Raw genomic sequence first — 22,899 nt, 5'->3', positions numbered from 1 at the left:
TCACTTCCAAATCTGATCGATTTTTTTTTGAAAATCTTTGGCTGCTTGTTCAGGATTTTTTGATTCAGTAATCCCACGGCCCGCAATAAATGTTGCAACTGCCATTGTTCGAAACAATTCAAGCGTTTCGACAGTTAAACCACCTGTGACGGACACTTCAAAGCCTAAGTCAATTAGTTCTTGAACTTTATTCAAATCTTTCTCTCCCCAACTGCCGCCAGCTAAAAGAGCATCTCTACTTTGATGATAAATCACCTGATTAATCCCTAATTCTCGCCATTGTCGAGCTTGTTGCATTGTCCAATCTCCATATAGTTCTACTTGTAATTCTCGGACTTCTTTTTGAGCTGCAGCCATCGTTGGCAAGGTGGCGCAACAAATAACCGTCATGAAATCAGCGCCTGCTTGTGCGACATTACGAGCAACTGTACCGCCCGCATCAGCACATTTTGTATCAGCAACAATTGTTTTATTAGGAAACATGCGTCTTAAACAACGAATTGCTTTTTGGCCTTCTTGTAAACACAAAATAGTGCCAACTTCGATAATATCGACAATTTCTCCGACTTTCATACAATCTGCTAAAGCGTCTTCTAAGCTATTATGATCTAAAGCGATTTGTAAGTTTGGTCTTTTCATCTTTCCCATCCTTTTATTCAGATTTTTGATAACGATCTGAAGCCATATATTTTTCTTGAATTTCTTTTGCAGACATTACATTTTTAATGCCAATCACTGTGACTCCGCGTTTTTCTGCTTGCTGAAACATTTGTAAAAAATTGACTGGAGTAAAAACAACGTCGTATTGGCTAGCAGAGCTTTTTCCTTCTGAAATGGCGCAATGATGAATTTTTGTAATCGGTACACCTAGTTCTTTCATTGCTTTTTCAACACTACGCATCATCATTAGACTCGTGCCAGAACCATTGGCACAGGAAACAAGTATTCTCATTTTAAATTCCTCCTTTAATTCTCTTGAAATTTTTTAGCATATTGTTCATAATCATTGACAATCATAAAGTAACCTTCTGGATTTTTCCGATACTGAAGTTGCGGAATTATTAGTAACCCAATCACCACCACTGCTACGCCAACATAGCCTAGAACTTTCATAATGATTGTAAATAACGGCCAAGCTGTTGCCCAATCGAACATGCCCAAATAACCGCCATATTGAGATAATCCAATCCATGTAGCAAATAAAGCTGAGCCACCTACTTGGATTAAACCTGAAAGGAATGGGAATAAACAAGCAGCTTTTACTCCGCCACGATTATTTGCATAAACAGCTATGACAGCGTTATCAAAAAACAATGGGATAAAACCCGCAATAACGATTGTCGGAGACTTTAATAGAATCAGTAAGCCAATCATTAAAAACTGGCCTAATGCGCCAAAGAGAAACCCAATTGTTACTGCGTTGGGCGAGCCAAATCCGAAAGTCGCTGCTACGTCAATCCCAGGAACAGCGCCTGGTAAAATGGTATTTGAAATCCCTTGGAATGACTGCGTCAACTCGTCGACAAAGGTTCTAACGCCTAATTGTAAGATAGCTAAATAGACAGCAAAATTTAATGAAGTGGTCATGATATAAAAGAAGAAACTCTGCCCTTCTTGCATAAATTTAGCTTGAATTAAATAATCTTGTCCCAAAACAAGCAAGATAATGCCAAAGAAAAAGAGCATCAAAATGGACGTAGCAACCATATTTTCATTAAAAATGGATAGAAATCCTGGTAATTCAATATCTTCCAATTTTTTATCGACCTTCTCTGAACGATGTTTCTTTTGATCACGTTTTTTCAACCATTCTGCTAATTTTGCAAAAATAAATATGCCAAACATTTGTTGATGGGCTACCGCAAAACCAGCACCTTCTGTTAATTCCTGCGTAATCCCTACCGTTAAATTTGAAGCAACTGCCCAATAACACCCAAGAATTAAGCCCATAAAAATTAGTACTTCGATTCTACCTAAGTTAGGAAAACAAAAGAGTAAAATCCAGAAAGCGGTAGCTGCTTGTTGAATCTGAACATTCCCTGTTGTAAAAACGGCTCTCAATTTTGTATATTTTTGAAAACGAACCAACAAAATATTCATAATAAATGCGATCAATAACAAAATCATCACATCACCAAAGGTTCGTCCAAAGGTTTTCATCAATCCGGCATCGACTGCATTTTGCCCAAAATATGGATCGGTAACCATTGCCTGTAAATTAAATCGCTCTTTCAAGCCTACTAGAATAGGGCGAAAATTATTAACCAAACCACCAGAACCAACACTCAAAATAAAATAACCAACTGTCGCTTTCAGAAAACCTGCTAAACATTCATAAAAGGGCCTCCGTAACAAGAGATAACCTAATAACACGATGAAACCAATCAAATATGCTGGCTGTGTTAAAACGTTCGTAGCAAAATAAGTCCAACTATTTAACAAGAACTCCCCCATTGATTTTTCCCCCTATAATTGATATTTCTCCATAACTTCTTTAAAATCCATTGGCGTATTTGTTTCTAACAAGTCAGCAATCACGCCATCCGTCATCAATAAATCCATCAATTGCTGAATATTTTCAAGATGTTCGGCGGGATTTTGGGCTGCCAATGTAAAAAATAAGGTTGCTGTTTTTGCTTCTTGATCGCCAGCAAAAGTGACTGCTTGCTTAAATTTTGTAAAAGAAATGGCCGTTCCAAAAACACCTGCGCTTTCCTCTGATGAATGTGGCATGGCTACTTCAGGAGCAATGATGATATAAGGTCCAAACGTTTCGACACACTGGATAATCTCATCGACGTAACTCTGATCGATGATGTGTTTTTGGAGTAAAATCAAACAACTTTCCTGAATCGCCTCTTGCCAACTAACCGGTTCTTTATCAGGGTAATGAATAAGCTCTTGCTCCCAAAAATAAGTTAACATTGTACATCCAGCCTTTCTTACAAGAATGAAGGAAATGGTGTATCATTTTCTTTAACAAAAACATCATCAAAGCCACGATCAAAGTTAAATTCTAAGTTGTCTTTGTCATCTGGATAAACAAATTTGCCACCCACTTGCCAAATATATGGTTTAAATTGATAATGTAAACGATCTTTTTTAAATTTCCAAATTTCCATGATTTCTTTTGGATCCGCCATAAAATTAGACCAAATATCATAATGAACGGGAATGACTACTTTCGCATTTAAAGATTCGGCCATTCTCAACATATCAACAGAAGTTATTTTATCTGTGATACCGCGAGGATTTTCGCCATATGCTCCTAAGCAAACATCAATTGCATATTGATTACCATGTTTCGCAAACAAGTTAGAATAATGAGAGTCTCCGGCGTGATATACCGTACCACCTGAGGTTTCAAATAGATAATTGACAGCTAGTTCATTCATGTCCTGAGGCATTTTACCTTTAAATGTATTTTCAGGATCATCAGAAGTAATTAGCGCGGTTCGATCAAAAGCTTCCAAGGCCACTACATTCACATCATTCACTTTTATTTCTTGACCAGGCTCTATAACCCGTGTTTTTTCTGCCGGAACACCCCAACGCTGCCATGTTTTCACTACTTCTTTTGGACCAATAAATAGAGCCTTAGGACAATTTTGATGAACAGCAGCAGCTGTGTGAATATCCAAATGGTCTGAATGAATATGTGTGACAACTAAAGCATCTACCTCTTTTATTTCAAAAGGATCAATCACAAAAGGTTGTGTTCTTAAATTAGGTTGCATTTTTTTGCAACCACTCATGCGCATCATTTGATGGCCATTTTTCATTAAGCCGTTCCCGTGCGTTTGTTTTCCTGTTCCACACCATAAATCACATAAAATATTCGTGTTCTCATGCGTTTTCAGCCAAATGCCTGTACAACCAAGCCACCAAAGTGCAACCGTTCCTTGAAGCACATTTGTCTGATTAATTTCTTCGTTTAAATAAGTGCCCCATTCTGGAAATGTCGCCTTCAACCAACTTTCTTTTGTAATTTCATGAATCGATTTGCTCATGCTACCACTCCTCTTCTCAAATGATTGTGTTATGCTTTATAAGAAAATCATAGCCGCAAAAAATCACAATGAAAACCCTTTTATATGATTGTTTGCACTTTTAATGATTCTTTTACGTGTTTTGTTTTCCTATGAGTTATACTATTTCATGGGGGACCGTGTCCAAAGAAATAACTAAAGGAGGTTGTATTACTTGAAAAGTTCATTAGAAACCATTGAAAAAAGGCAACAAAATATTCTCGCGCTGCTGCAAAAAAACAAACAAATGACTACCTATAAATTAGCAGATGCTTTAAATGTTTCCTTAAGCACAATTCGTCGTGATTTAAATGTCTTAGAAACTAAGAATGACATCATTCGAAAATATGGGTATTGTATTTACAACGACCAAAATCAGAAAGACTTTGATCAATCAGGACCGGAGTTATTAAAACAAGCCATTGCTCGTGTTGCTTGTAGCTATCTAAGTGATTATGATACCGTTTTCATTAATTCAAGTTCCACTGCTTTGAATATTCTCCATTATTTAAAGGCCGACCATCTGACCATCGTAACGAATAATTTAAAAATTGCCACCAAGCCTCATGTTTCTCAATACAATTATATTTTGACCGGAGGCGAATTACGTTTTCCCAAAGAAGTTCTGGTAGGAGATATTGCCATTAACACAATCACCGCAACGCATGCCGATGTTTGCGTAATTGGCTGTAGCGGGGTCAGTTTAGAACATGGCGTCACTACAAAAATTTTCAATGAAGCAAAAATTAATGAGCTTATGATAAAACAAACAACAAAAGTAAAAATTCTGGTCGCGGACCATCGAAAAATCGGCTTGACGTCTAAATTTAAAATTGCTGATATTACCGCTTTTGATTGTTTGATTACAGACAAACATTGCTCATCAACTTTAATTACAGAACTTCGTAAGACCGGCTTAAAGGTTATCCAAGTCGACTAAAAAAAGAGCGTAGTACAAAAATCTCTTTTGGATTTTTGTCCTACGCTCAAAATCTGATAAATAAAAAAGTAGCACTTATTTCTTAACATTCACTTACTTCGTAAACGTTGCCTTTAATCGTTCCAACGGTTGGTGCTCTTTGTTATAATACTGAACGAGATATTGTTCAGGTGTACTTTCAATTATGGCATATGTTTTCTCTTGAACTGGTCCACGAGGTAAACGAATACTTCCCGGATTAACAAAGAGAATGTTATTGTGTCGCTCTGCGCCGAGTACATGAGTGTGACCAAATAAGGCAATTGTCGCTCCTGCTTCTTCCGCTTGTAAAGCAAGTGTCGTGAGCCCCATTCTAACATTGGCCAAATGACCATGTGTCATATAAATAACTTGATCCCCCACTTTTTTAGTCACAGTTTTGGGAAATTCATCATAAAAATCACAATTTCCTTGGACTACAATGAATTTTTGCCAAAGTTCATCTGTCGGTTCTAATTCAGAATCACCACAGTGAAAGAGTGCATCGACTTGTCCTTCATAATGATTCACTAAATCAACTAAACAGTCACGGTCGCCATGATTATCGCTTACTACCAAGATTTTCATACGTTTCAACTCCTATTTTTTTAGCCATTCTTCCCATTGTTCTTTTAATTTTGCCACTGCTTGTCCACGATGACTAACTTTATTTTTCTCTTCTCCAGACAATTCAGCTGCCGTCTTACCAAGCTCTGGAACATAGAAAAGTGAATCGTACCCAAAGCCTCCTTCACCACGAGGAATCGTACCGACTTCTCCTGGCCATTCAGCTTCGACCACCAGACTTTCTTTCTTTGGTTCAGCAAAAACCAATGTACAATGGAAACGCGCTTGTCTTTTTTCTTTTGGCACGCCCGTTAACTCATGTAGTAGTTTCGCATTATTTGAAGCATCGTTAGTTGGCTCACCAGCAAAACGAGCAGAATAAATCCCTGGCATTCCTCCTAAGGCATCAACAATTAATCCTGAATCATCTGCTAGTACTGGTTTCTGTAAAATTTCTGCAATTGTTTCAGCTTTTAGACGAGCATTTTCTTCAAATGTTCGACCAGTTTCTTCTACATCTGGCAAATTCGGATAATCTAATAACGTCTTAACTGTATATCCTTTTTCACCAAAAATTGAACTAAACTCTTTCGCTTTACCAGGATTTCTAGTCGCAATGACAATCACTTTCTCTTCTGAATCTTGCGAAGGGACTTCTTCAGAGGCTAAAGCATAAAGCGCTTCTTTCTGATACGCAATTAATTCCTCAATCCCTGTTTTTCCATAAAAGAGCATGGCATTTAACTCATCTCCTGAGAAGGTAGCTTCTTCACCCGTTCCTTGAATTTCCACAAATTCACCAGACTCGGTCATCACGATGTTCATATCCACTGCAGCATTCGAGTCCTCTGCGTAATCTAAGTCCAGCACACAATAACCATCGGGTAAAATACCCACGCTGACAGCAGCTAAATGCTCTTTAATTGGGTCTTCCGCTAGTGCACCAGTCATCAATAAATGATTGACTGCTAAGCGTAGAGCAACAAAAGCGCCTGTAATACTAGCTGTACGGGTTCCCCCATCTGCTTGAATCACATCACAATCGACAACAATGCTCCGTTCCCCTAACTTTTCTAAGTCAACAACAGCTCGCAATGACCGCCCAATCAAACGTTGAATCTCCATTGTTCGCCCTGTTAATTTTCCTTTCGCACTTTCCCGAATATTTCTTGTGTTCGTCGCGCGAGGGAGCATGCTATATTCAGCTGCTACCCAACCTGTTCCCCCGCCTCGTAAAAATGGGGGAACCTTTTCTTCGACAGTGGCTGAGCAAATTACTTTTGTATCGCCAAACGAAATAACCACCGAACCTTCTGGATGTTTAAAAACATTGGTTTCAATAGTGATCTTTCGCAATTCTTTTGGTGCACGACTATCATGTCTAATCATTTTCGTTTCCTCCTAAGTGAATCTGTTGTGCTTTTAAGTTCTCTATACCAAGCCAACTGCTTGCAATCTCTTCAAACATTTTTGCAGAACCAGTTGTATAAAATTCATGGGGCTGTGTAGGCGCTTCAGGCGTGTGGGCAATGTCAAAATAATCGAGAAGCATGCTGACTTCGCCAACTGTTTCGGCTCCTGAGTCAATTAATGTCACATGACTCCCCATCACATTTTGAATCACCGGACGTAACAACGGGTAATGGGTACAACCTAAAATCAACGTATCAAGTCCTTTTAATTGTAGTGCTTGAAGTGTTTCTGCCACAATTTTTTTTGCTACGGAAGAACGATATTGATTACTTTCAACAATGGGGACAAATTTAGGGCAAGCTAAACTAGTCACCTCAATTGTTGGTGCCTTACTTTTAATGGCGATTTCATAGGAAGCACTTTTGATTGTCCCTAACGTACCTATGACACCAATCTTGTTATTTTTTGTGACTTTAACGGCTGCTCGTGCGCCAGGTAAAATAACACCGACAACTGGAATTGGCAAGGCAGCTTTAATTTCTTCTAATGCGACAGCCGTCGCGGTATTACATGCGATTACTAGCATTTTTATTCGTTTTTTCAATAAAAAATCGGCCATTTCCCAAGTAAACTGAACGACTTGTTCGGCTGGTCGTGGACCATATGGGCAACGGGCTGTATCTCCTAAATAAATTAATCGTTCATTTGGTAATTGTTTTAGCGCTTCCTTTAAAACAGTTAATCCACCAACGCCAGAATCAATTAATCCAATGGCTTCTTGATTGCTCATTCTCATCCTACCTTTGCCTTTTATTCACTGCCTTTATTTTCTACTTTTTAAGGACTATTGTCAATTTTTCCTGTTTTGCTCTCATTTATTTCTTTTTTTGAAGGAAATCTTTTTCGATTAAAAAACTAGTAATTCATTTTTTTGTATGTTATAATTCCTAACATTGAGAATACAATTAGAAATACATTTGGTTAATTTAATTTAAATAACACGTTTCTCACCGAATCCTCTGTTATCTTTTCTACCAAATGATTGCAAAGGAGACTGCCTATGATTTCTTTAGAACATGTAAATAAGTATTTTGGGGAGCATCACGTTTTAAAAGATATTACTTTGAATGTAGAGCAAGGAGAAAAAATTGTCATTATCGGACCCTCTGGCTCTGGCAAAAGTACATTAATTCGGTGTATGAACCAATTGGAAAAAGTCAATGATGGTTCCGTCGTAATTGATAACATTGACATCACCAAACCGAAAGCACCGATTCAAAAGGTTCGCCAGAAAGTTGCCATGGTCTTTCAAAATTTTAACTTATATGCTCACAAAACGATTATTGATAATTTAACGTTAGCACCGATTAAAGTGATGGGCGTTTCCAAAGACGAAGCGGTTCGTACTGGCATGGAGTATTTAGAACGAGTCGGTTTGGCTGATAAAGCTTCTGCTTATCCTTCGCAGCTTTCTGGCGGGCAGCAACAACGGGTCGCTATTGCTCGTGCCTTAAATATGCATCCTGAGATTATCCTTTTTGATGAACCGACTTCGGCACTTGATCCAGAAATGATTCAAGAAGTTTTAGATGTAATGGTCGATCTTTCCAAACAAAATATTACCATGGTTTGTGTCACACATGAGATGGGCTTTGCTCGCCAAGTGGCTGACCGTGTAATCTTCATGGACCAAGGACAGATTATTGAACAAGGAACGCCTGAACATTTCTTTACAAGCACTGAAAACCCTCGTGCAAAAGAATTTCTAAGTAAAATTATTCATAACGGGTAATGAATAAAAAACAAAAAATTGGAGGAATGAAGGAATGAAAAAACAAAATAAATGGCTGGCTGGACTCTCCTTACTTGTATTAGCAGGCATCATTGTGGGCTGTGGTAGCGGCAACAATGACTCAACTTCCAAAAGTGCTTCATCAAACAAAACGGTCACAGTAGAACAATTAAAAAAAGCGGGGAAAATTAAAGTAGGTGTCAAAGAAGACATTCCTAATTTTGGCTATATGAATCCTGATACAAACAAAAATGAAGGAATGGAACCAGATATTGCACGCTTGATTGCGAAAGAAATTACCGGCAGCGAAGAGAATGTGGAATTTGTGGGCGTGACAGCGAAAACGCGCGGTCCCCTTTTAGACAATGGTGAACTAGATATGGTAATTGCTACATTTACAATTACTGATGAACGTAAAAAGACTTATAATTTTACAACTCCTTATTATACAGATGAGATTGGTTTCCTTGTGCGCAAAGAGGATAACTTCTCAAGTATGAAAGATTTAGACGGAAAAACAATCGGCGTTGCACAATCTGCTACGACAAAAGAAAACTTAGAGAAAAAAGCGCAAGAGGAAGGAATCAAATTTACTTATCAAGAATTAGGTTCCTATCCAGAATTAAAAACAGCGTTAACTTCTAAACGAATTGATGCATTTTCAGTGGATAAATCAATCCTATCTGGCTATGTGGATGGCAAGACAGAAATTTTAAAAGATGGTTTTTCGCCACAAGAATATGGAATTACCACAAAGAAAGCAAATACTGAATTAAATGATTATCTAAATGGTTTAATTGAAAAATGGGAAAAAGACGGCACACTAGAAAAAATTTATCAAGACTGGGGCTTAAAAAATTAATCATTCCTAAGACTTGAAGAATCAAAAATTTTAGGAGGGATTTTTATGTTTTTGTTAGCCAATATTTCCTGGCTTGAAGAAGGGCCATTTGCCTTATATCGTTGGGAGGCTTTATTTCAAGATTGGCGAATTTTTGGTCAGGCATTTCTCTATACTATTCTGCTTTCTTTAGGAGCGATCTTAGTTGCCTTTGCTTTAGGCATTTTCTTTGGCAGTTTATCAGCGACCAAAAGTAAACTTTTACACGCAATTAGTCGTGTCTATGTAGAATTTTTTCAAAACACACCTTTGTTGATTCAATTTATCGTAGTCTATTATGGCTTTCCTCTGCTAAGCCCGCTGCTTTCATTTTCTATTACTACGATTGCCATTCTGTGTGTAGGCCTCTATCATGGCGCCTACATTTCTGAAGTGGTTCGCTCAGGAATCGGAGCTGTCCCAAGAGGGCAATTTGAAGCGGCTTACTCCCAAGGATTAACGTACGGTCAAACGATGCGGTATGTGATTTTACCACAAGCATGGCGGATTATGTTACCGCCTTTAACCAATCAAGTAGTGAACCTAATTAAAAATACGTCAACAGTTGCCATTATTTCTGGCGCTGACGTAATGTTTGCTGCCAATAGTTGGTCGTCTGTCAACTTGAACTATATTCCCGCCTTTGCGCTTGCTGGTTTCTTATATTTCATTCTTTGCTTCCCATTAGCGAATTTGGCTAGAAAAATGGAAGAAAAAAATAAGAAAGCATATAGTAGATAGGAGGAAAACAGATGCCTTTTTCAGAAGAAATGCGTCAATTACTGACAGCAAATAATTTTCAATTTCTATTTAACGGCTTAAAATTGACGCTCTATATTTCCTTCGTCTCAATTATTTTGAGTACGATTTTTGGCACCATTCTAGCCGTTTTGCGAAATCAAACCAATGGACCACTGAAGTTACTTGCCAGTATTTATGTAGAAGTAGTGCGTAATATTCCAAACTTATTGTGGATTTATGTTATTTTTTTGATTTTCAAAATCAAATCCACACCTGCTGGAATTGTGAGTTTTACTGTGTTTACTACCGCTGCTTTAGCGGAAATTATTCGTGGTGGTTTAAATGGGGTCGATAAAGGCCAAATTGAAGCGGCGCGTTCTCAAGGTTTTTCAAATTGGCAAATTCTTTATCATATTGTTTTGCCTCAAGCCATTCGCAATGTTTTACCAGCGATCGTTTCTCAGTTTGTTACTGTCATCAAGGATACAAGTTTCTTGTATTCCGTAATTGCTTTACAAGAACTCTTTGGCAAATCTTATATCTTAATGGGGCGCTACGCACAAACAGGACAAGTATTCACTATTTACGGAATCGTCGCCCTAATTTATTTCATTATTAACTTTAGTATCTCGCAATTTTCACGTTGGCTATCACGAAATTGGGCGAAAAGTTATTAATGTAGTTAAAAACAGGAGGCTGAGACAAAAGTGTTTAGCTCCAAGAAATAAGAAGGAATTTCCGAAAATTGTTCTTTAATTTTTGGAGAATTTCGGCTTATTTCCGAAGGAGCTGCTTTTGTTCAGCTGATTATCTTAAGATTTAGAAAGTGGGGCATAAGTCATTTCGACTTATGCCCCACTTTCCTGTTTTTATTTTATCTTACTTCTACTTGATGTTTTTCAATTAGCGCTTTTTCAACCTTTTCCATTGAACGGTTAATTTCTTCATCCACTAATGTCGCTTCTGCATTAACGAAAGTTAAACTATACGCCATTGATTTTTTGCCAGCACCTAGTTTTTCACCTTGATATACATCAAATAAATGAATCTCTTTCAAATATTTACCTGCGTTATCTGAAATAGTTTTAACTAGTTCTTGATTGGTAACTGTTTCATCGACTAATAAAGCAATATCTCGAGAAACTGCTGGGAATTTAGAAACTGCTTCATAAGTAACCCCGCCTGCTTCTGTGGCTACTAATTGTTGCAAGTTTAATTCAGCAACATATGTTTCAGGAATATCGTACGCTTTCGCTGTCGTTGGATGAACTTGTCCGACAAAACCAACCACTTCATCTTCTAAATAAATCCATGCTGTCTGGCCTGGATGCATTTCTGGAATCGCCGTTGTCGCTTGATAACTGATTTTTTCTGTTAATCCTAAAACAGCTACAATACTTTCCACTAAGCCTTTTACTGTATAAAAATCAACGGCTGTTGCTTTTGTTTGCCAATCTTTAACCATTGTATTACCAGTTAAAGCAAGTGCTAAGTGATTTTCTTCTGTAGGTAAATTTTTTGTTGGATCTTCTGTTTGGTAGAAAACGCGTCCTACTTCGTAGAAGGCGATATTATTATTTTTACGTGCCACATTGTATGCGACATCATCTAATAAACCAGAAATTAAGTTCATACGTAACACAGAACGCTCTTCACTCATTGGCCATTGCAAACGTGTTGTTTGACTTTCTTTCATCATAAATTGACGGGATTTTTCTTCTGTTGTCAATGCATAGCTGATGGCTTCACTCGTACCATGACCTTCCAGTAAGCTCTTTAATTGGCGCGTAACATGTTGTGCTTTGGTTAGACTTCCAGCAACTGTTTCTCCACTTGGCAATGTTGAAGGTAAATGATCATATCCATAAATGCGGGCCACTTCTTCAATAATATCTGCTTCAATCGCAATATCCCAACGTCTTGGTGGAATCGTAATTTCATATGCGCCTTGATTTACTTCATAAGCAAAACCGAGTGCTTCAAAAATTTCATTCACCGTTGCTTCATCTAATGCAGTGCCTAAATATTGGTTGATTCGTTCTAAAGTCACAGCTACTTGCGCTTCTTTAACGGCCACTTCAGAACCAACTGCAGTGCCTGAGACCACTGTTCCGTTGGCTAACTCTGCAATCATCGCGGCTGCCACATCACAAGCTAGCCCAACTGTCGCTTGGTTGATGCCTTTTTCAAATCTACTTGAAGATTCACTCCGTAAATTGAATTGTTTAGACGTTTTGCGAATAGACAATGGATTGAACAATGCCGCTTCTAAAGCCACAGTTGTTGTTTCTTGACTGATTTCAGAATTAGCCCCACCCATTACACCGGCTAAGCCGACAGGCGTTTTTCCATTCGTAATGACGATATTTTCTTCTGTTAATTGACGTGTTTCACCATCTAATGTAATTAGTTCTTCTGCTGCTGTTGCTCGACGAACCAAGATTTCTTTGCTATCTAATTTTTGATAATCAAATGCATGCAATGGTTGACCAAATAATAATAAAATATAATTTGTCACGTCCACCACATTGTTAATCGGACGGATTCCTTCATTCATCAATCGATTTTGCAACCACTGAGGACTTTCTGCAATCGTCACATCTTTAATGACACGAATTTGATACGCTGGCGCATCTTGTGAATTTTCAACAGTCACTGTTACGTAATTTTCCACGTTATCTGAAGCATCTTCTTTGAGTTCGGGATCATTAAACTGAGGTGTTTGACGATAAATTGCGCCAACTTCATAGGCTACCCCTCTCATACTTAGTGCATCTGCACGGTTTGGTGTAATTGATAATTCAATAATCGCATCATCCATGTCTAAATAAGGGAAAACAGGTGTCCCATTCACTGCTTCTTGAGGTAAATAATAAATCCCTTCAGCATAGGCTTTTGGTACGACATTGTCTGAATATCCTAGCTCTTCTAACGAACAAATCATTCCGTTAGAGACTTCGCCACGCATTTTACCTTTTTTAATTTTTTGATTTCCTGCAATTCTTGAACCAGGTAATGCTACGATGACTTTAATTCCTGCTTTTACATTTGGTGCTCCACAAACAATTTGTGACAATTCTTCTTCACCGATGTCTACTTGGCAAATTGATAAGTGGTCAGAGTTTGGGTGAGGAACACATTCTTTTACTTCACCGACAACAATTTTCTTTAAGCCTTCTTCAGGTACAGCAACGCCCTCAACTTCGATACCTGTCACAGACATTTTGTCCGCTAATTCTTGCGGAGTAACGTTTGAAAGATTAACATATTCATTTAACCATTTATAAGAAACTAACATTTTTCAACTACTCCTTTACCTTGAATTGATTTAAGAAACGTAAATCATTTTGATAAAAATTACGGATATCATTTACACCATAACGTAACATAGCAACGCGATCTGGTCCTAAGCCAAAGGCAAATCCTGAGTACTCTGTTGGATCAATCCCTGACATTTGTAATACATCTGGATGAACCATCCCCGCACCTAAAATTTCAATCCAACCTGTATGTTTGCAGACGTTACAACCTGCGCCGCCACATTTAAAACAGCTAACATCTACTTCGACTGAAGGTTCTGTAAAAGGGAAATAGCTAGGACGTAAACGAATTTTACGATCTTCACCAAACATTTTTTTCATCATGACTTCTAACGTCCCTTTTAAATCACCCATTGTGACATTTTTATCGACAACAAGGCCTTCAATTTGATGGAATTGGTGACTATGTGTCGCATCATCTGTATCACGACGGAATACTTTCCCAGGAGAAATCATTCGTAATGCACCTTTTGAAAAATCGTGTTTTTCCATTGTTCGAGCTTGAACTGGTGAAGTATGCGTACGAATTAACATCTCATCTGAAATATAAAACGTATCTTGCATGTCGCGTGCCGGATGATCTTTTGGTAGATTCATGCGTTCGAAATTATAGTGATCCGATTCTACTTCGTATCCTTCCACTACTTGATAACCCATGCCTAAGAAAATATCTTCAATCTCTTCCATAACTTGTGTCAAAATATGACGTGTGCCTTGAGGCATTTGTTTTCCAGGTAAAGTTACATCTAAACTTTCTTCTTTTAGTGCCGCATTTAACGCTTCGTTTTCTAAAACAACTTTGCGCGCTTCAATTGCTTCTGTTAATAAATCACGAATTTCATTTGCAAAGCCCCCCACCACTGGTCGTTCTTCTGGTGAAAGGTTTTTCATGCCTCTTAATACTTCGGTGATTGGCCCTTTTTTCCCTAATGTTTCTACGCGAATTTGGTTTAATTCTTTTAAAGTAGCAACTTGTGCGATTTCTTTGAGCGTATTGTCTCTAAGAGCTTCTAATTGCGCTTGTAATGTCATTATGCGTTCCCCTCTATCTTTTATTTAAACTAAAAAAAACGATAACCCATTCCTTTCAAAGGAACGAGCTATCGTGTTACCATCCTAATTCATAACAAATTGTTGTCATGCACTCATTTCATTTAACGGCAATTACCGGTTTGCTTTCTTCTTGAAAACAAACAAACTCAGGAAGTGAATTTCGCTTGGTGACTGTGTAAATCAGCTTCCAGTCTCTGGCTGACTCTCCCTAAAACACGTCAATTCAAACTACTTGTTTCCATCACTGTTTTTTTAGTTATTTAATTACGTTTAGTTTACAAGAAGTTTTGCTTGCGGTCAACTGCATTCTTCGTCTTTTACCCATTTTTCTGCCCAATGTTGAATTTGTTCCATTGCTAATTGCAAGTCTTCGCCTTTTTCGGTTAGGAAATATTCTAAGCGATTTCCTTCACCGCAACGAACAGCTTTGGTGATAATTCCTTCAGCTTCTAGTTCCTTCAATCGCTCTACTAAGACACGATCACTTAACATTGGAATTTTTTCTTTTAATTCGCCAAAACGTTGAGGACCTCGTTCTAATAAAACATCAATAATTAAACCATTCCATTTTTTACCAAGTATTGAAAATGATTTTTCAAATTTGGGACAAAGTACAAACGATTCTGTTTTTACTTTTTCCATCTTCCTCACCTCTTCAATGAGTATAGCACATTCCTTACAAAATGTAAGTGTTTCTGCTTCTAATTTTTTCTACTTTATAAAATCTACAACATTTCCTGTCTGCATGTCAATAATTACTCCTCCATTTAATAAAATTAAATAGACGTGCGACACCTCTTTATGCGTTGCCTCTTGTAGCGCTCTACGATAAAGATTCATCTGTCCGCGATACCGTTCGACAATTTCAGAAATCGCTTGGGGAGAGGTGCCTTTTACATGATCGGTTTTATAGTCATACAAAATGCATTGATTGTCTAATTCGATATAGCCATCAATAATCCCATGAATTAATAAATCATCTTGTGTCGTTTCTGGATAATTTTGAATAAGCTCTTCTGCTTCAATCAGCATAGAAAAAGGTTGTTCCCTTCTAACGGTTTGATGGTGTTGAATCAATTGTTTTCCTAAGGCGGTATCAAAGAAGGCCACGATTTGTTCCAGATTCATTTTTTCAGCAATTGCTGGTAAAATCAATTTATTTTCCACTAAGCGTTCTTGAACAGCTCGCACTTCCTCGTAAGAAGGTTGCTTACTTAAATCAATTAGTTGTAATAAATAATGGGTTGCTGTCCCAATTTCAGCTGCTGAGGGCGCTTGAACCGTATCTAAAAATTTAGGCTTACTTAAATCTCCTTCAATCATTCGATTGACAATCAACGGTTGCGCTTGAATAGTATTGTCTTCCCGAACCTCAATTTTACCAATTTCTTTGTTATCGGGGTCATCAAATACTCGCTTGATTTCAGAAACAGACTGATAACTGGTGGTCCGAGTAGCCACTTCAAACGGATAATTGAAACTTAACCGTGCAAGACCACGATTGATTTTGTCAGCAGATAATTGCGCTTTTTCGGCTAAATCCTCTGCTTGTCTTTCTGGCAATTGTAATTGCTGAATGGCTGCTCGTAGTTGTTCTTCGTTGAACCACTGAATATGAAAGTTAGCTGGGTGCTTTTTGACTTGCGGAACGTTACTTACTACTACTTCTTGCTGATATTCATCGGCTTTTTGATGGCGTACCAATGTCATCCCAACCCAATTCATTAAACTACTTTTACTTTGCAAGCGATTTTCAGCTGGTAGCACCAGTGTTTCTACATCGCCAACTTTCAGCCACTCTTTCCACATCGCCGCTTGGTCTTTATAGGAGCCCACCAGAAAAAGTTTCTGTTCTGCACGTGTCAACGCCACATATAGCTTCCGCATTTCTTCAGATAGTAATTTTCTCAATCGTACTTGTTTAATCGCCAAAAATGGTAAAGTATCGTACATAACTCGTTCTTCAGGTTGTAAATAACGAATGCCTACCCCTAAATTTTCTTCAAAGATATAGCGTTCATTCAAATCACTGACATTAAATTCTTTGGTCATATCTAAAACGAATACCACCGGAAATTCTAACCCTTTACTAGCGTGAATCGTCATGACGCGTACGGCATTCTCTTCACTTAAAACGACTGGTTCCGCTAAATCTTTGTCTTTTTCTTGCATTTTTTCGATGAAGCGAACAAATTGAAATAATCCGCGGAAGGTTGTTTTTTCATACGCCGCGGCCCGATCGACCAACGCATATAAATTGGCTTGGCGTTGTTTACCAACAGGCAACCCGCCAACATAATCAAGGTAGGCCGTTTCCCGATAAATCGTCCACAGCAAGTTGCTAAGCTGGTTGCGTCGAGCCTGTTCCCGCCATTTTTCTAATGATTCAGCAAAACGTATAGTTTTTTCCTGAACAACTGCTTCCTCCATGGTTGGTTCCATCTTTTGATTAAACGTTAAAAATGCTTCGTAGTAACTGGTTTCCTTATTAGCCAAACGAATAAGCACTAATTCGTTTTCTTTTAATCCAACAATTGGTGAACGTAACACAGCTGCCAAAGGAATGTCTTGATAGGGATTATCAATCAATTGAAGCAAGGCAATCATTGTACGAATTTCCGTTGCTTGGAAATAATTTTGAGCATCATTGACTTGAACTGGAATTTCTAATGATTTAAAAACATCTAAAATAGTTAAATTATTTTTCTTTGTAGGCGTTAATAAGACAATATCTTGATAAGTAATCGGTCGATCCGTTTTCAGCTTTTTATCATAAATTAAGAAATTTTGGTCAATTAATTCACGAATTTTCAAAGCAGTAACGTAAAGTTCCCCTTCTGTCTTATCTTCAATCAACAACTCAGGAGATTGTAATTCTGGAAATTCAACTGATTCTGTTGCTTTTTTTTCATAAATTAGCAATTCAGTTGAATAATCAGCCGCCTCCGAAAATTGATCAAAACCATGAACCAAAGCAGCTGACTCATCGTAAGCAATTTGGCCCACTCGCTCATCCATTAATTGACTAAATACTAAATTCGTAAAGTCTAAAACGTCTTTGCGGGAACGAAAATTTTCAGCTAGAATAATTCGTTTGCCCTCTTTGCCTTGCCCATACTGATTGTATTTTTCAATAAACAATGTAGGATCTGCCAAGCGGAAAGAATAAATAGACTGTTTCACATCTCCTACCATAAAAAGGTTTCCTTCTGCGCTAAGCGGGCGGCGCAACCAATACAAAATAGATTCTTGTAATTGATTGATATCTTGGTATTCATCGACTAACACTTCATCAAATTTTTCTCGATAGTAAACCGAGGCTTCTGATGCATGCCAGCCATCTGCCTGATTTTTCGCTAAAATAGCTAACGTATAATGTTCTAAATCGTTAAAATCCACTAAATTTTTAAGCCGTTTTTCTGCGCCATAGGCCTCCATAAATTTTTTCCCCACGTGAGCCATTTCTTGAACAATGGGCGTGGCCTCTTTCAAGACTTGTTTCATGGCATCTGGAGAAAGTGTAAACAGTTGCTTTTTCAAATCATTTAACGCTTTTTTATTTTGTTCTCGCAACTGTTTGGCTTGTTCCGCGGTCGGTTTCAACTCTTCGGCACGAACTGTTGGGTAGCGGTCAAAGCTTAACAATTCAGTCAAATTATAGGCGCTTTCTAAATCATTTCTCTCTAAAAATTGTAAAAATTGTTTTGTTTGTTCCTTTTCATTTTGAGCTAAGTACCAAATCTTTTGAAGTTTCTCTTCGCCCTCTGTTAAGGTCACCATTTCTTCGTAACGCTGAAGAGTTCGTTGTAACGTCTCAACGGCTAGCGGTTTTAAATACGTCTGAAATAACGTTGATTCGCCTAGCTGATCCCCTACTTCGTAGGCTTGTGTTAAGCCATTAATCCACGCCTCTGGATCAGGATTGGCTTTGGCAAATTCATAAAAAGAAAAAATTAAGTTAGTGAGTCCGTCATCACTACGATCATTGGAAAAATTCGCTGTTAATTGGTAAAATTCTTCTTGATTTTCCGCATAAAATTGTTCACGTAATGCATCCCAAACATCTTCTTTTAATAACAATGTTTCTGTTTCATCTGTTAACATCCGAAAAACTGGATCTATGTCAATTAAATAATAAAAACGACGAATAACAGTTAAACAAAAGGCATGTAACGTGCTGATATTGGCTGTTGGCAAAAGAGCAATTTGACGAGAAAAATGCCGTCTTCTTTCTGGATCTTGTTCTTCATTCATTGCCTTTTGTAAAGCCACTTGGATACGTTCTTTCATCTCACGGGCGGCGGCTTCAGTGTACGTCACAATCAAGAGACGATCGATATCGACGCCGCTTTTGACTTTTTCAATGACACGGCGGACTAAAACGGTGGTTTTTCCTGAGCCAGCCGAAGCAGAAACTAAGATATTTTCATCGCCATCAAACACCGCTTGCCATTGACTGTCGGTGAATTGCTCATTGGCTGGACGTAGTGGAATTGTTTTACTCATCTTCGGTTGCTCCTTCCTCATCTTTGTTTAACAAGCGCGCCATAATTTCCTCTTTGGATAAATTCTCAATACGATGATAATTATTTTCTTTTAACATCACATCAAAATCACAGACACTTCGAAACGGACAATAGCGACAAGCAATCCGTTCCTTGCCTTGATAAGCGGGATTAAGTTGAACTTCGCCGCCAATAATTTGATTCCCCGCTTCAATAAATTTATTTCGGTTATGGGAAAGCAACGCGCCTAATTCTGGTTCTGTCACAAATTTATCTTCTTGGCGACGACCAGGTTTAATTTGTTCTTTGGCGGATTCTTCAATCGGAAACAGCAACGAACTTTGTTTAGCTTGCAGACTCGTATCTAAATGATCCAATAAATCTGGGTCTTTCATCAAAAGACCATCAAACTGATATTTTTTAAGCATTTGTTGTTCAATGTCGTCTTTGCCTTCATAAGATAACGTAGGATTGTGTACATGCAGATAAAGTGAGCCAGCAGGTTTAGCTTCTTGACCAACTAATTGCACAGCATCCATTAAAGCCACATCCAAGTACGTCAGCATTTGCATGGCTAAGCCGTAATACGCTTCTGTCATATTAAATTTACGGTGACTCGATTTATAATCAATCACACCTAAATAGGTTGATTCGGGTGTAACCAATTGATCAATCCGGTCGATTTTTCCCCGAACATGAATTTTCCCTTGATTTTTTAATGGTAATTCCAAACCAGAAATTCCTTTTTTAGCGGCAATTTGGCCAAATAACACTTCCGTTTGAACAGTCGTCATGCCACTTCGTTGGCTTTGGCGTTTCAGCGCCCAACTGACTTTTTTAATTGTTTGACTCAATTGATAGCGAATATAGTTCATGCGACTAGAGGTCGTTAATACAGAAAAACGTGCATCCCCTAAAATACTATTTAGTACTTCCTCCGCCAATAAATTGACTTCCTGATCGGTTAATTCAGATAAGTTCCGTTGATTCATAATCAATAATTTAAAGAACTGATCCAATGCTTCATGGAAAAATTCCCCTGTAGCTGCTGGCGAAAGCCCAAAGACATCTCTTTCTTTCAAACGTAAGCCATAGCGAGAAAAGTATTGATATTGACAGCGATAAAAACTCTCCATCCGAGAAACGGATGTATAAATATCTTTACCATATAAAGGTTCTGCTAACACCTCATCAATCTTTTCAGGAATATTTTGATGCGTTAAACTTTCGAAAACTTGCTTGGCTAGCGGCGCAATTGATTGGTTCATTAGCGCTTTTTCCATATTTAACCAGAAAGGCAACAATCCTTCTTGTGTTTCTTTCCGTTGTCTTTTCAAACGCGTTAATTCACCGATTAACGTCCGATACGTACTAATATGGGCTAAACTGGTCGTTTCATCATCGAAAATGGTTGTTTCATTTTTTTCAAAAACGGGCAAGTTTAAATCTTTTTGGATATTTTTAAAATAAGGAGACGGTTTGACTTCTTGAGCGGTGTCTTTAACACTTGGATAGGTTAAATATAACCGTTCTCGCGCTGAAGAAAAGACGAGATACGCAACAAACGGTTCTTGCGCAATTTTGCGCCCAGTTGTCCCACGTAAATATTGGTTTTCCGTTAAAGTATCATTGATTGTCTGACGTTCTTCATCAGACAATAGTGTTTTATTTTCAATCTTTTGTGGAAAAATTTCTTCCGTCATCCCAATAGCAAAAGTAACCTTGGCAGCGCCAGGTCGAGTTAAATCCATTGCGCGAACTTGTACTTGGTCAATCGCTGTCGGCACTTTACTATAGTGCAAACCTTCCAAGCCACTAACAAATATTTCTTGAAACGTTGTAAAATCAAACGAACTTTCTCCGTAAACAGTGACGTATTCATCTAGTAATGACATCAATGCATCCCAAGTCTGTTCATGGTTACGAGCTGTTTCTAGTTGACCTGCTTCGATAGCTTGTAAGCGCCACATTTTTAATTGTGTTGCCACACCACTTTGCAGTAAAAAGTGATAGAAGACGGTCGCTGCTTCCAAACCAGTTTTGGCACTTATCATTGCTTGAAAGTAACTAGGTAGCAGCCGTTGAAGCGATTGACGAATCGCATTTGACTCTTCTTCCATCGTAGCGACATCTTCTTGCTCTTCCGCTTCAAAATCATACCGAATAAATTCCCAATCTTTTTCTTGTGACCAATAATAACCTTCATAGCCGTATGCCAGGACTACATTTTCGGTAATATCAACTTTTCTGCGCCAAGCGTTCCGTTGGTTTAACCAATCAGTCAAGCTTTCTTCAGAAGTAGCGTGTTGATTCATTGGCATAAATAATTCCGTTCTCAAAAAACGGAGCACATCACGATAACGATAATTGTACGAATGAATAGCAAATAAAGATTCAATCCATTCGACTAAAGGATGCCGATCCATAGCCATATCTCGGTCGACATAAACAGGAATCTCGTGTTCCGCAAAAATCGGTTCTAATAAATTTTCATAACAATCTAAATCACGAGTCAACACCTGAATTTCTTTGTACCGATACCCTTCTTCCACCACTAAACGGCGAATTTCGGTTGCAACATGTGTTAATTCTTCTTTAACGTTTTCAGCACGCCACAGAAATAAGCCATCGCCCCTCCAGTCAGTTGTGCTTAATGGAGGCAGGTGTTCTTGCGATTGAATCCAATAATCGTTTAATCCTTGCAAGTCTGGATTTGTAATTAATACCTCTTTCTTTTCCACATAATCTGAAAGAATCGGGATTTGCTTCTGTCTTGCTAGTTGATAAAGCTGATGATAGGTTTGTCCCGCTTCATAAAATAACGACCGCGGATCAGGTAAGTCATGCGGATATTGTTTGTCCAATACGAGGGCTACTTTCACAGAACCTGCTTGCGCCATTAGCACTTCAATCAACTTTAATTCTCTGGCAGTAAACTGCTGATAGCCTGAAATAACGAATTGAACATTCGACAAATCAACCGTTTGTAAATACTCGCTTAAATGTTGAATAATCTCCGCTGATTCATAGCCATACTGACTCATTTGCAATTGGAATCGCGTAAAAATTAACGTTAAATCTTGAAACTTAAGTTGTAAATCTTGCCCTTTAGGGTTCTCCGTTTGTTTTTCTAAAAATGGATAAAGCTCCGCAATCTCAATATTGCCTTCGCGCATTTCTTGATAAAGCTGAAATAGTTGTTGAATAAAGCCAGGCTTGTTAATTTCACCTCTAAAAATTTTTAACTCTTCTTCTACTTCTACTAAAATTTTGCGGAAAATCATCGCAGCGCCTGCATCAGATAAAACATCTGCCGAGTAAAAAGGTGTATGTTGTAAATAGTACCAAGCCAAACGATAAAAACTAAAAACCTGCAGACGGGTACTGGTTATTGAATCAGACGTAGTTGTCTGTAATTGACGTAACTTTTGCAAGACTTGAATTTCTTGCTCAAACTTAATATGGTTCGGGACTAAATAGAATACTTCATGCTGTGCGTCTTCCTCTAGCCATTGTTTTGTCGCCTGTATAAGTGGCGCTTCTAAGTCTGCCACGGCGGTTCCTCTAATAAACTGCACACTCATGGTTTCACATCCTTTTCCTTTGCACTGCCTTTATTTTACCACAAAAGAAGGACGGAAA

At 38.1% G+C, this 22,899-nt stretch carries 18 protein-coding genes and 1 other annotated feature; of the genes, 5 read left to right on the top strand and 13 right to left on the bottom strand.

The features are described from left to right. From IGJ63_RS04380 to ulaG, 5 genes are read right to left on the bottom strand one after another with little or no spacing between them, the layout of a single operon-like run. Complete coding sequence (locus IGJ63_RS04380; RefSeq protein ID WP_025187408.1) at window positions 1-639, bottom strand: 3-keto-L-gulonate-6-phosphate decarboxylase UlaD; 639 nt, start codon at window positions 637-639, stop codon at window positions 1-3. A gap of 13 nt (window positions 640-652) precedes the next feature. Beyond that, entirely contained in the window at window positions 653-952 is a 300-nt protein-coding gene (locus tag IGJ63_RS04375) for a PTS sugar transporter subunit IIB (RefSeq protein WP_002358018.1), read from the bottom strand. A 14-nt stretch (window positions 953-966) separates the two neighbouring features. Then, on the bottom strand, window positions 967-2,454 hold the full coding sequence (locus tag IGJ63_RS04370) for a PTS ascorbate transporter subunit IIC (protein ID WP_002366460.1): 1,488 nt from the start codon (window positions 2,452-2,454) through the stop codon (window positions 967-969). Window positions 2,455-2,466: 12 nt separating this feature from the next. Then, entirely contained in the window at window positions 2,467-2,925 is a 459-nt protein-coding gene (locus IGJ63_RS04365; protein ID WP_002358021.1) for a PTS sugar transporter subunit IIA, read from the bottom strand. A gap of 17 nt (window positions 2,926-2,942) precedes the next feature. Beyond that, window positions 2,943-4,010: an L-ascorbate 6-phosphate lactonase gene (gene ulaG / locus IGJ63_RS04360; protein WP_438745994.1), complete on the bottom strand. Its 1,068-nt coding sequence runs from the start codon at window positions 4,008-4,010 to the stop codon at window positions 2,943-2,945. 193 nt (window positions 4,011-4,203) lie between these two features. Between ulaG and IGJ63_RS04355 the strand changes: the two genes are divergently transcribed. After that, complete coding sequence (locus tag IGJ63_RS04355; RefSeq protein ID WP_002382117.1) at window positions 4,204-4,968, top strand: DeoR/GlpR family DNA-binding transcription regulator; 765 nt, start codon at window positions 4,204-4,206, stop codon at window positions 4,966-4,968. A 93-nt stretch (window positions 4,969-5,061) separates the two neighbouring features. On the opposite strand, the gene IGJ63_RS04350 is transcribed toward IGJ63_RS04355, so the two are convergent. From IGJ63_RS04350 to racE, 3 genes are read right to left on the bottom strand one after another with little or no spacing between them, the layout of a single operon-like run. After that, window positions 5,062-5,574 (bottom strand): metallophosphoesterase, encoded by a 513-nt coding sequence (locus tag IGJ63_RS04350; protein ID WP_002386618.1) that lies wholly within the window; start codon window positions 5,572-5,574, stop codon window positions 5,062-5,064. A 12-nt stretch (window positions 5,575-5,586) separates the two neighbouring features. Then, a complete protein-coding gene (rph, locus tag IGJ63_RS04345; RefSeq protein WP_002369622.1) occupies window positions 5,587-6,942 on the bottom strand; it encodes a ribonuclease PH in 1,356 nt (451 codons plus the stop codon). Further along, window positions 6,935-7,762 carry a glutamate racemase gene (gene racE, locus IGJ63_RS04340; protein ID WP_002369623.1) on the bottom strand — a complete coding sequence of 276 codons (828 nt, stop codon included), beginning with the start codon at window positions 7,760-7,762 and terminating at the stop codon, window positions 6,935-6,937. The genes rph and racE overlap by 8 nt, the downstream gene beginning before the upstream one ends. A 264-nt stretch (window positions 7,763-8,026) precedes the next feature. On the opposite strand from racE, the gene IGJ63_RS04335 reads away from it, so the two are divergent. From IGJ63_RS04335 to IGJ63_RS04320, 4 genes are read left to right on the top strand one after another with little or no spacing between them, the layout of a single operon-like run. Then, window positions 8,027-8,758, top strand: coding sequence for an amino acid ABC transporter ATP-binding protein (locus IGJ63_RS04335; protein WP_002360585.1), 732 nt, complete (start codon window positions 8,027-8,029; stop codon window positions 8,756-8,758). Window positions 8,759-8,792: 34 nt separating this feature from the next. Further along, a complete protein-coding gene (locus tag IGJ63_RS04330) occupies window positions 8,793-9,620 on the top strand; it encodes a transporter substrate-binding domain-containing protein (RefSeq protein ID WP_002360586.1) in 828 nt (275 codons plus the stop codon). A gap of 45 nt (window positions 9,621-9,665) precedes the next feature. Further along, a complete protein-coding gene (locus IGJ63_RS04325) occupies window positions 9,666-10,379 on the top strand; it encodes an amino acid ABC transporter permease (protein ID WP_002363695.1) in 714 nt (237 codons plus the stop codon). Between the two features lie 11 nt (window positions 10,380-10,390). Beyond that, on the top strand, window positions 10,391-11,056 hold the full coding sequence (locus IGJ63_RS04320) for an amino acid ABC transporter permease (protein ID WP_002384721.1): 666 nt from the start codon (window positions 10,391-10,393) through the stop codon (window positions 11,054-11,056). A gap of 197 nt (window positions 11,057-11,253) precedes the next feature. Here IGJ63_RS04320 and pheT read toward each other — a convergent pair whose 3' ends face one another. From pheT to IGJ63_RS04295, 5 genes are all read right to left on the bottom strand, one after another. Next, on the bottom strand, window positions 11,254-13,677 hold the full coding sequence (gene pheT / locus IGJ63_RS04315; RefSeq protein WP_002379321.1) for a phenylalanine--tRNA ligase subunit beta: 2,424 nt from the start codon (window positions 13,675-13,677) through the stop codon (window positions 11,254-11,256). Window positions 13,678-13,684: 7 nt separating this feature from the next. Beyond that, complete coding sequence (gene pheS / locus IGJ63_RS04310) at window positions 13,685-14,731, bottom strand: phenylalanine--tRNA ligase subunit alpha (RefSeq protein ID WP_002358034.1); 1,047 nt, start codon at window positions 14,729-14,731, stop codon at window positions 13,685-13,687. A 56-nt stretch (window positions 14,732-14,787) separates the two neighbouring features. Next, window positions 14,788-15,006: a binding site (T-box leader), on the bottom strand. Window positions 15,007-15,049: 43 nt separating this feature from the next. Beyond that, window positions 15,050-15,394 (bottom strand): winged helix-turn-helix transcriptional regulator, encoded by a 345-nt coding sequence (locus tag IGJ63_RS04305; RefSeq protein ID WP_002358035.1) that lies wholly within the window; start codon window positions 15,392-15,394, stop codon window positions 15,050-15,052. 69 nt (window positions 15,395-15,463) lie between these two features. Continuing rightward, window positions 15,464-19,258, bottom strand: a complete 3,795-nt coding sequence (addA, locus tag IGJ63_RS04300; protein ID WP_002379319.1) for a helicase-exonuclease AddAB subunit AddA — start codon at window positions 19,256-19,258, stop codon at window positions 15,464-15,466. Further along, complete coding sequence (locus IGJ63_RS04295) at window positions 19,251-22,841, bottom strand: PD-(D/E)XK nuclease family protein (RefSeq protein WP_438745991.1); 3,591 nt, start codon at window positions 22,839-22,841, stop codon at window positions 19,251-19,253. Before IGJ63_RS04295 ends, addA begins: the two co-directional genes overlap by 8 nt. Window positions 22,842-22,899: the final 58 nt, after the last annotated feature.

The sequence above is a fragment of the Enterococcus sp. DIV1375a genome (assembly GCF_051712205.1).
Taxonomy (GTDB): domain Bacteria; phylum Bacillota; class Bacilli; order Lactobacillales; family Enterococcaceae; genus Enterococcus; species Enterococcus faecalis.
This window is presented reverse-complemented; position numbering and strand designations above follow the sequence as displayed.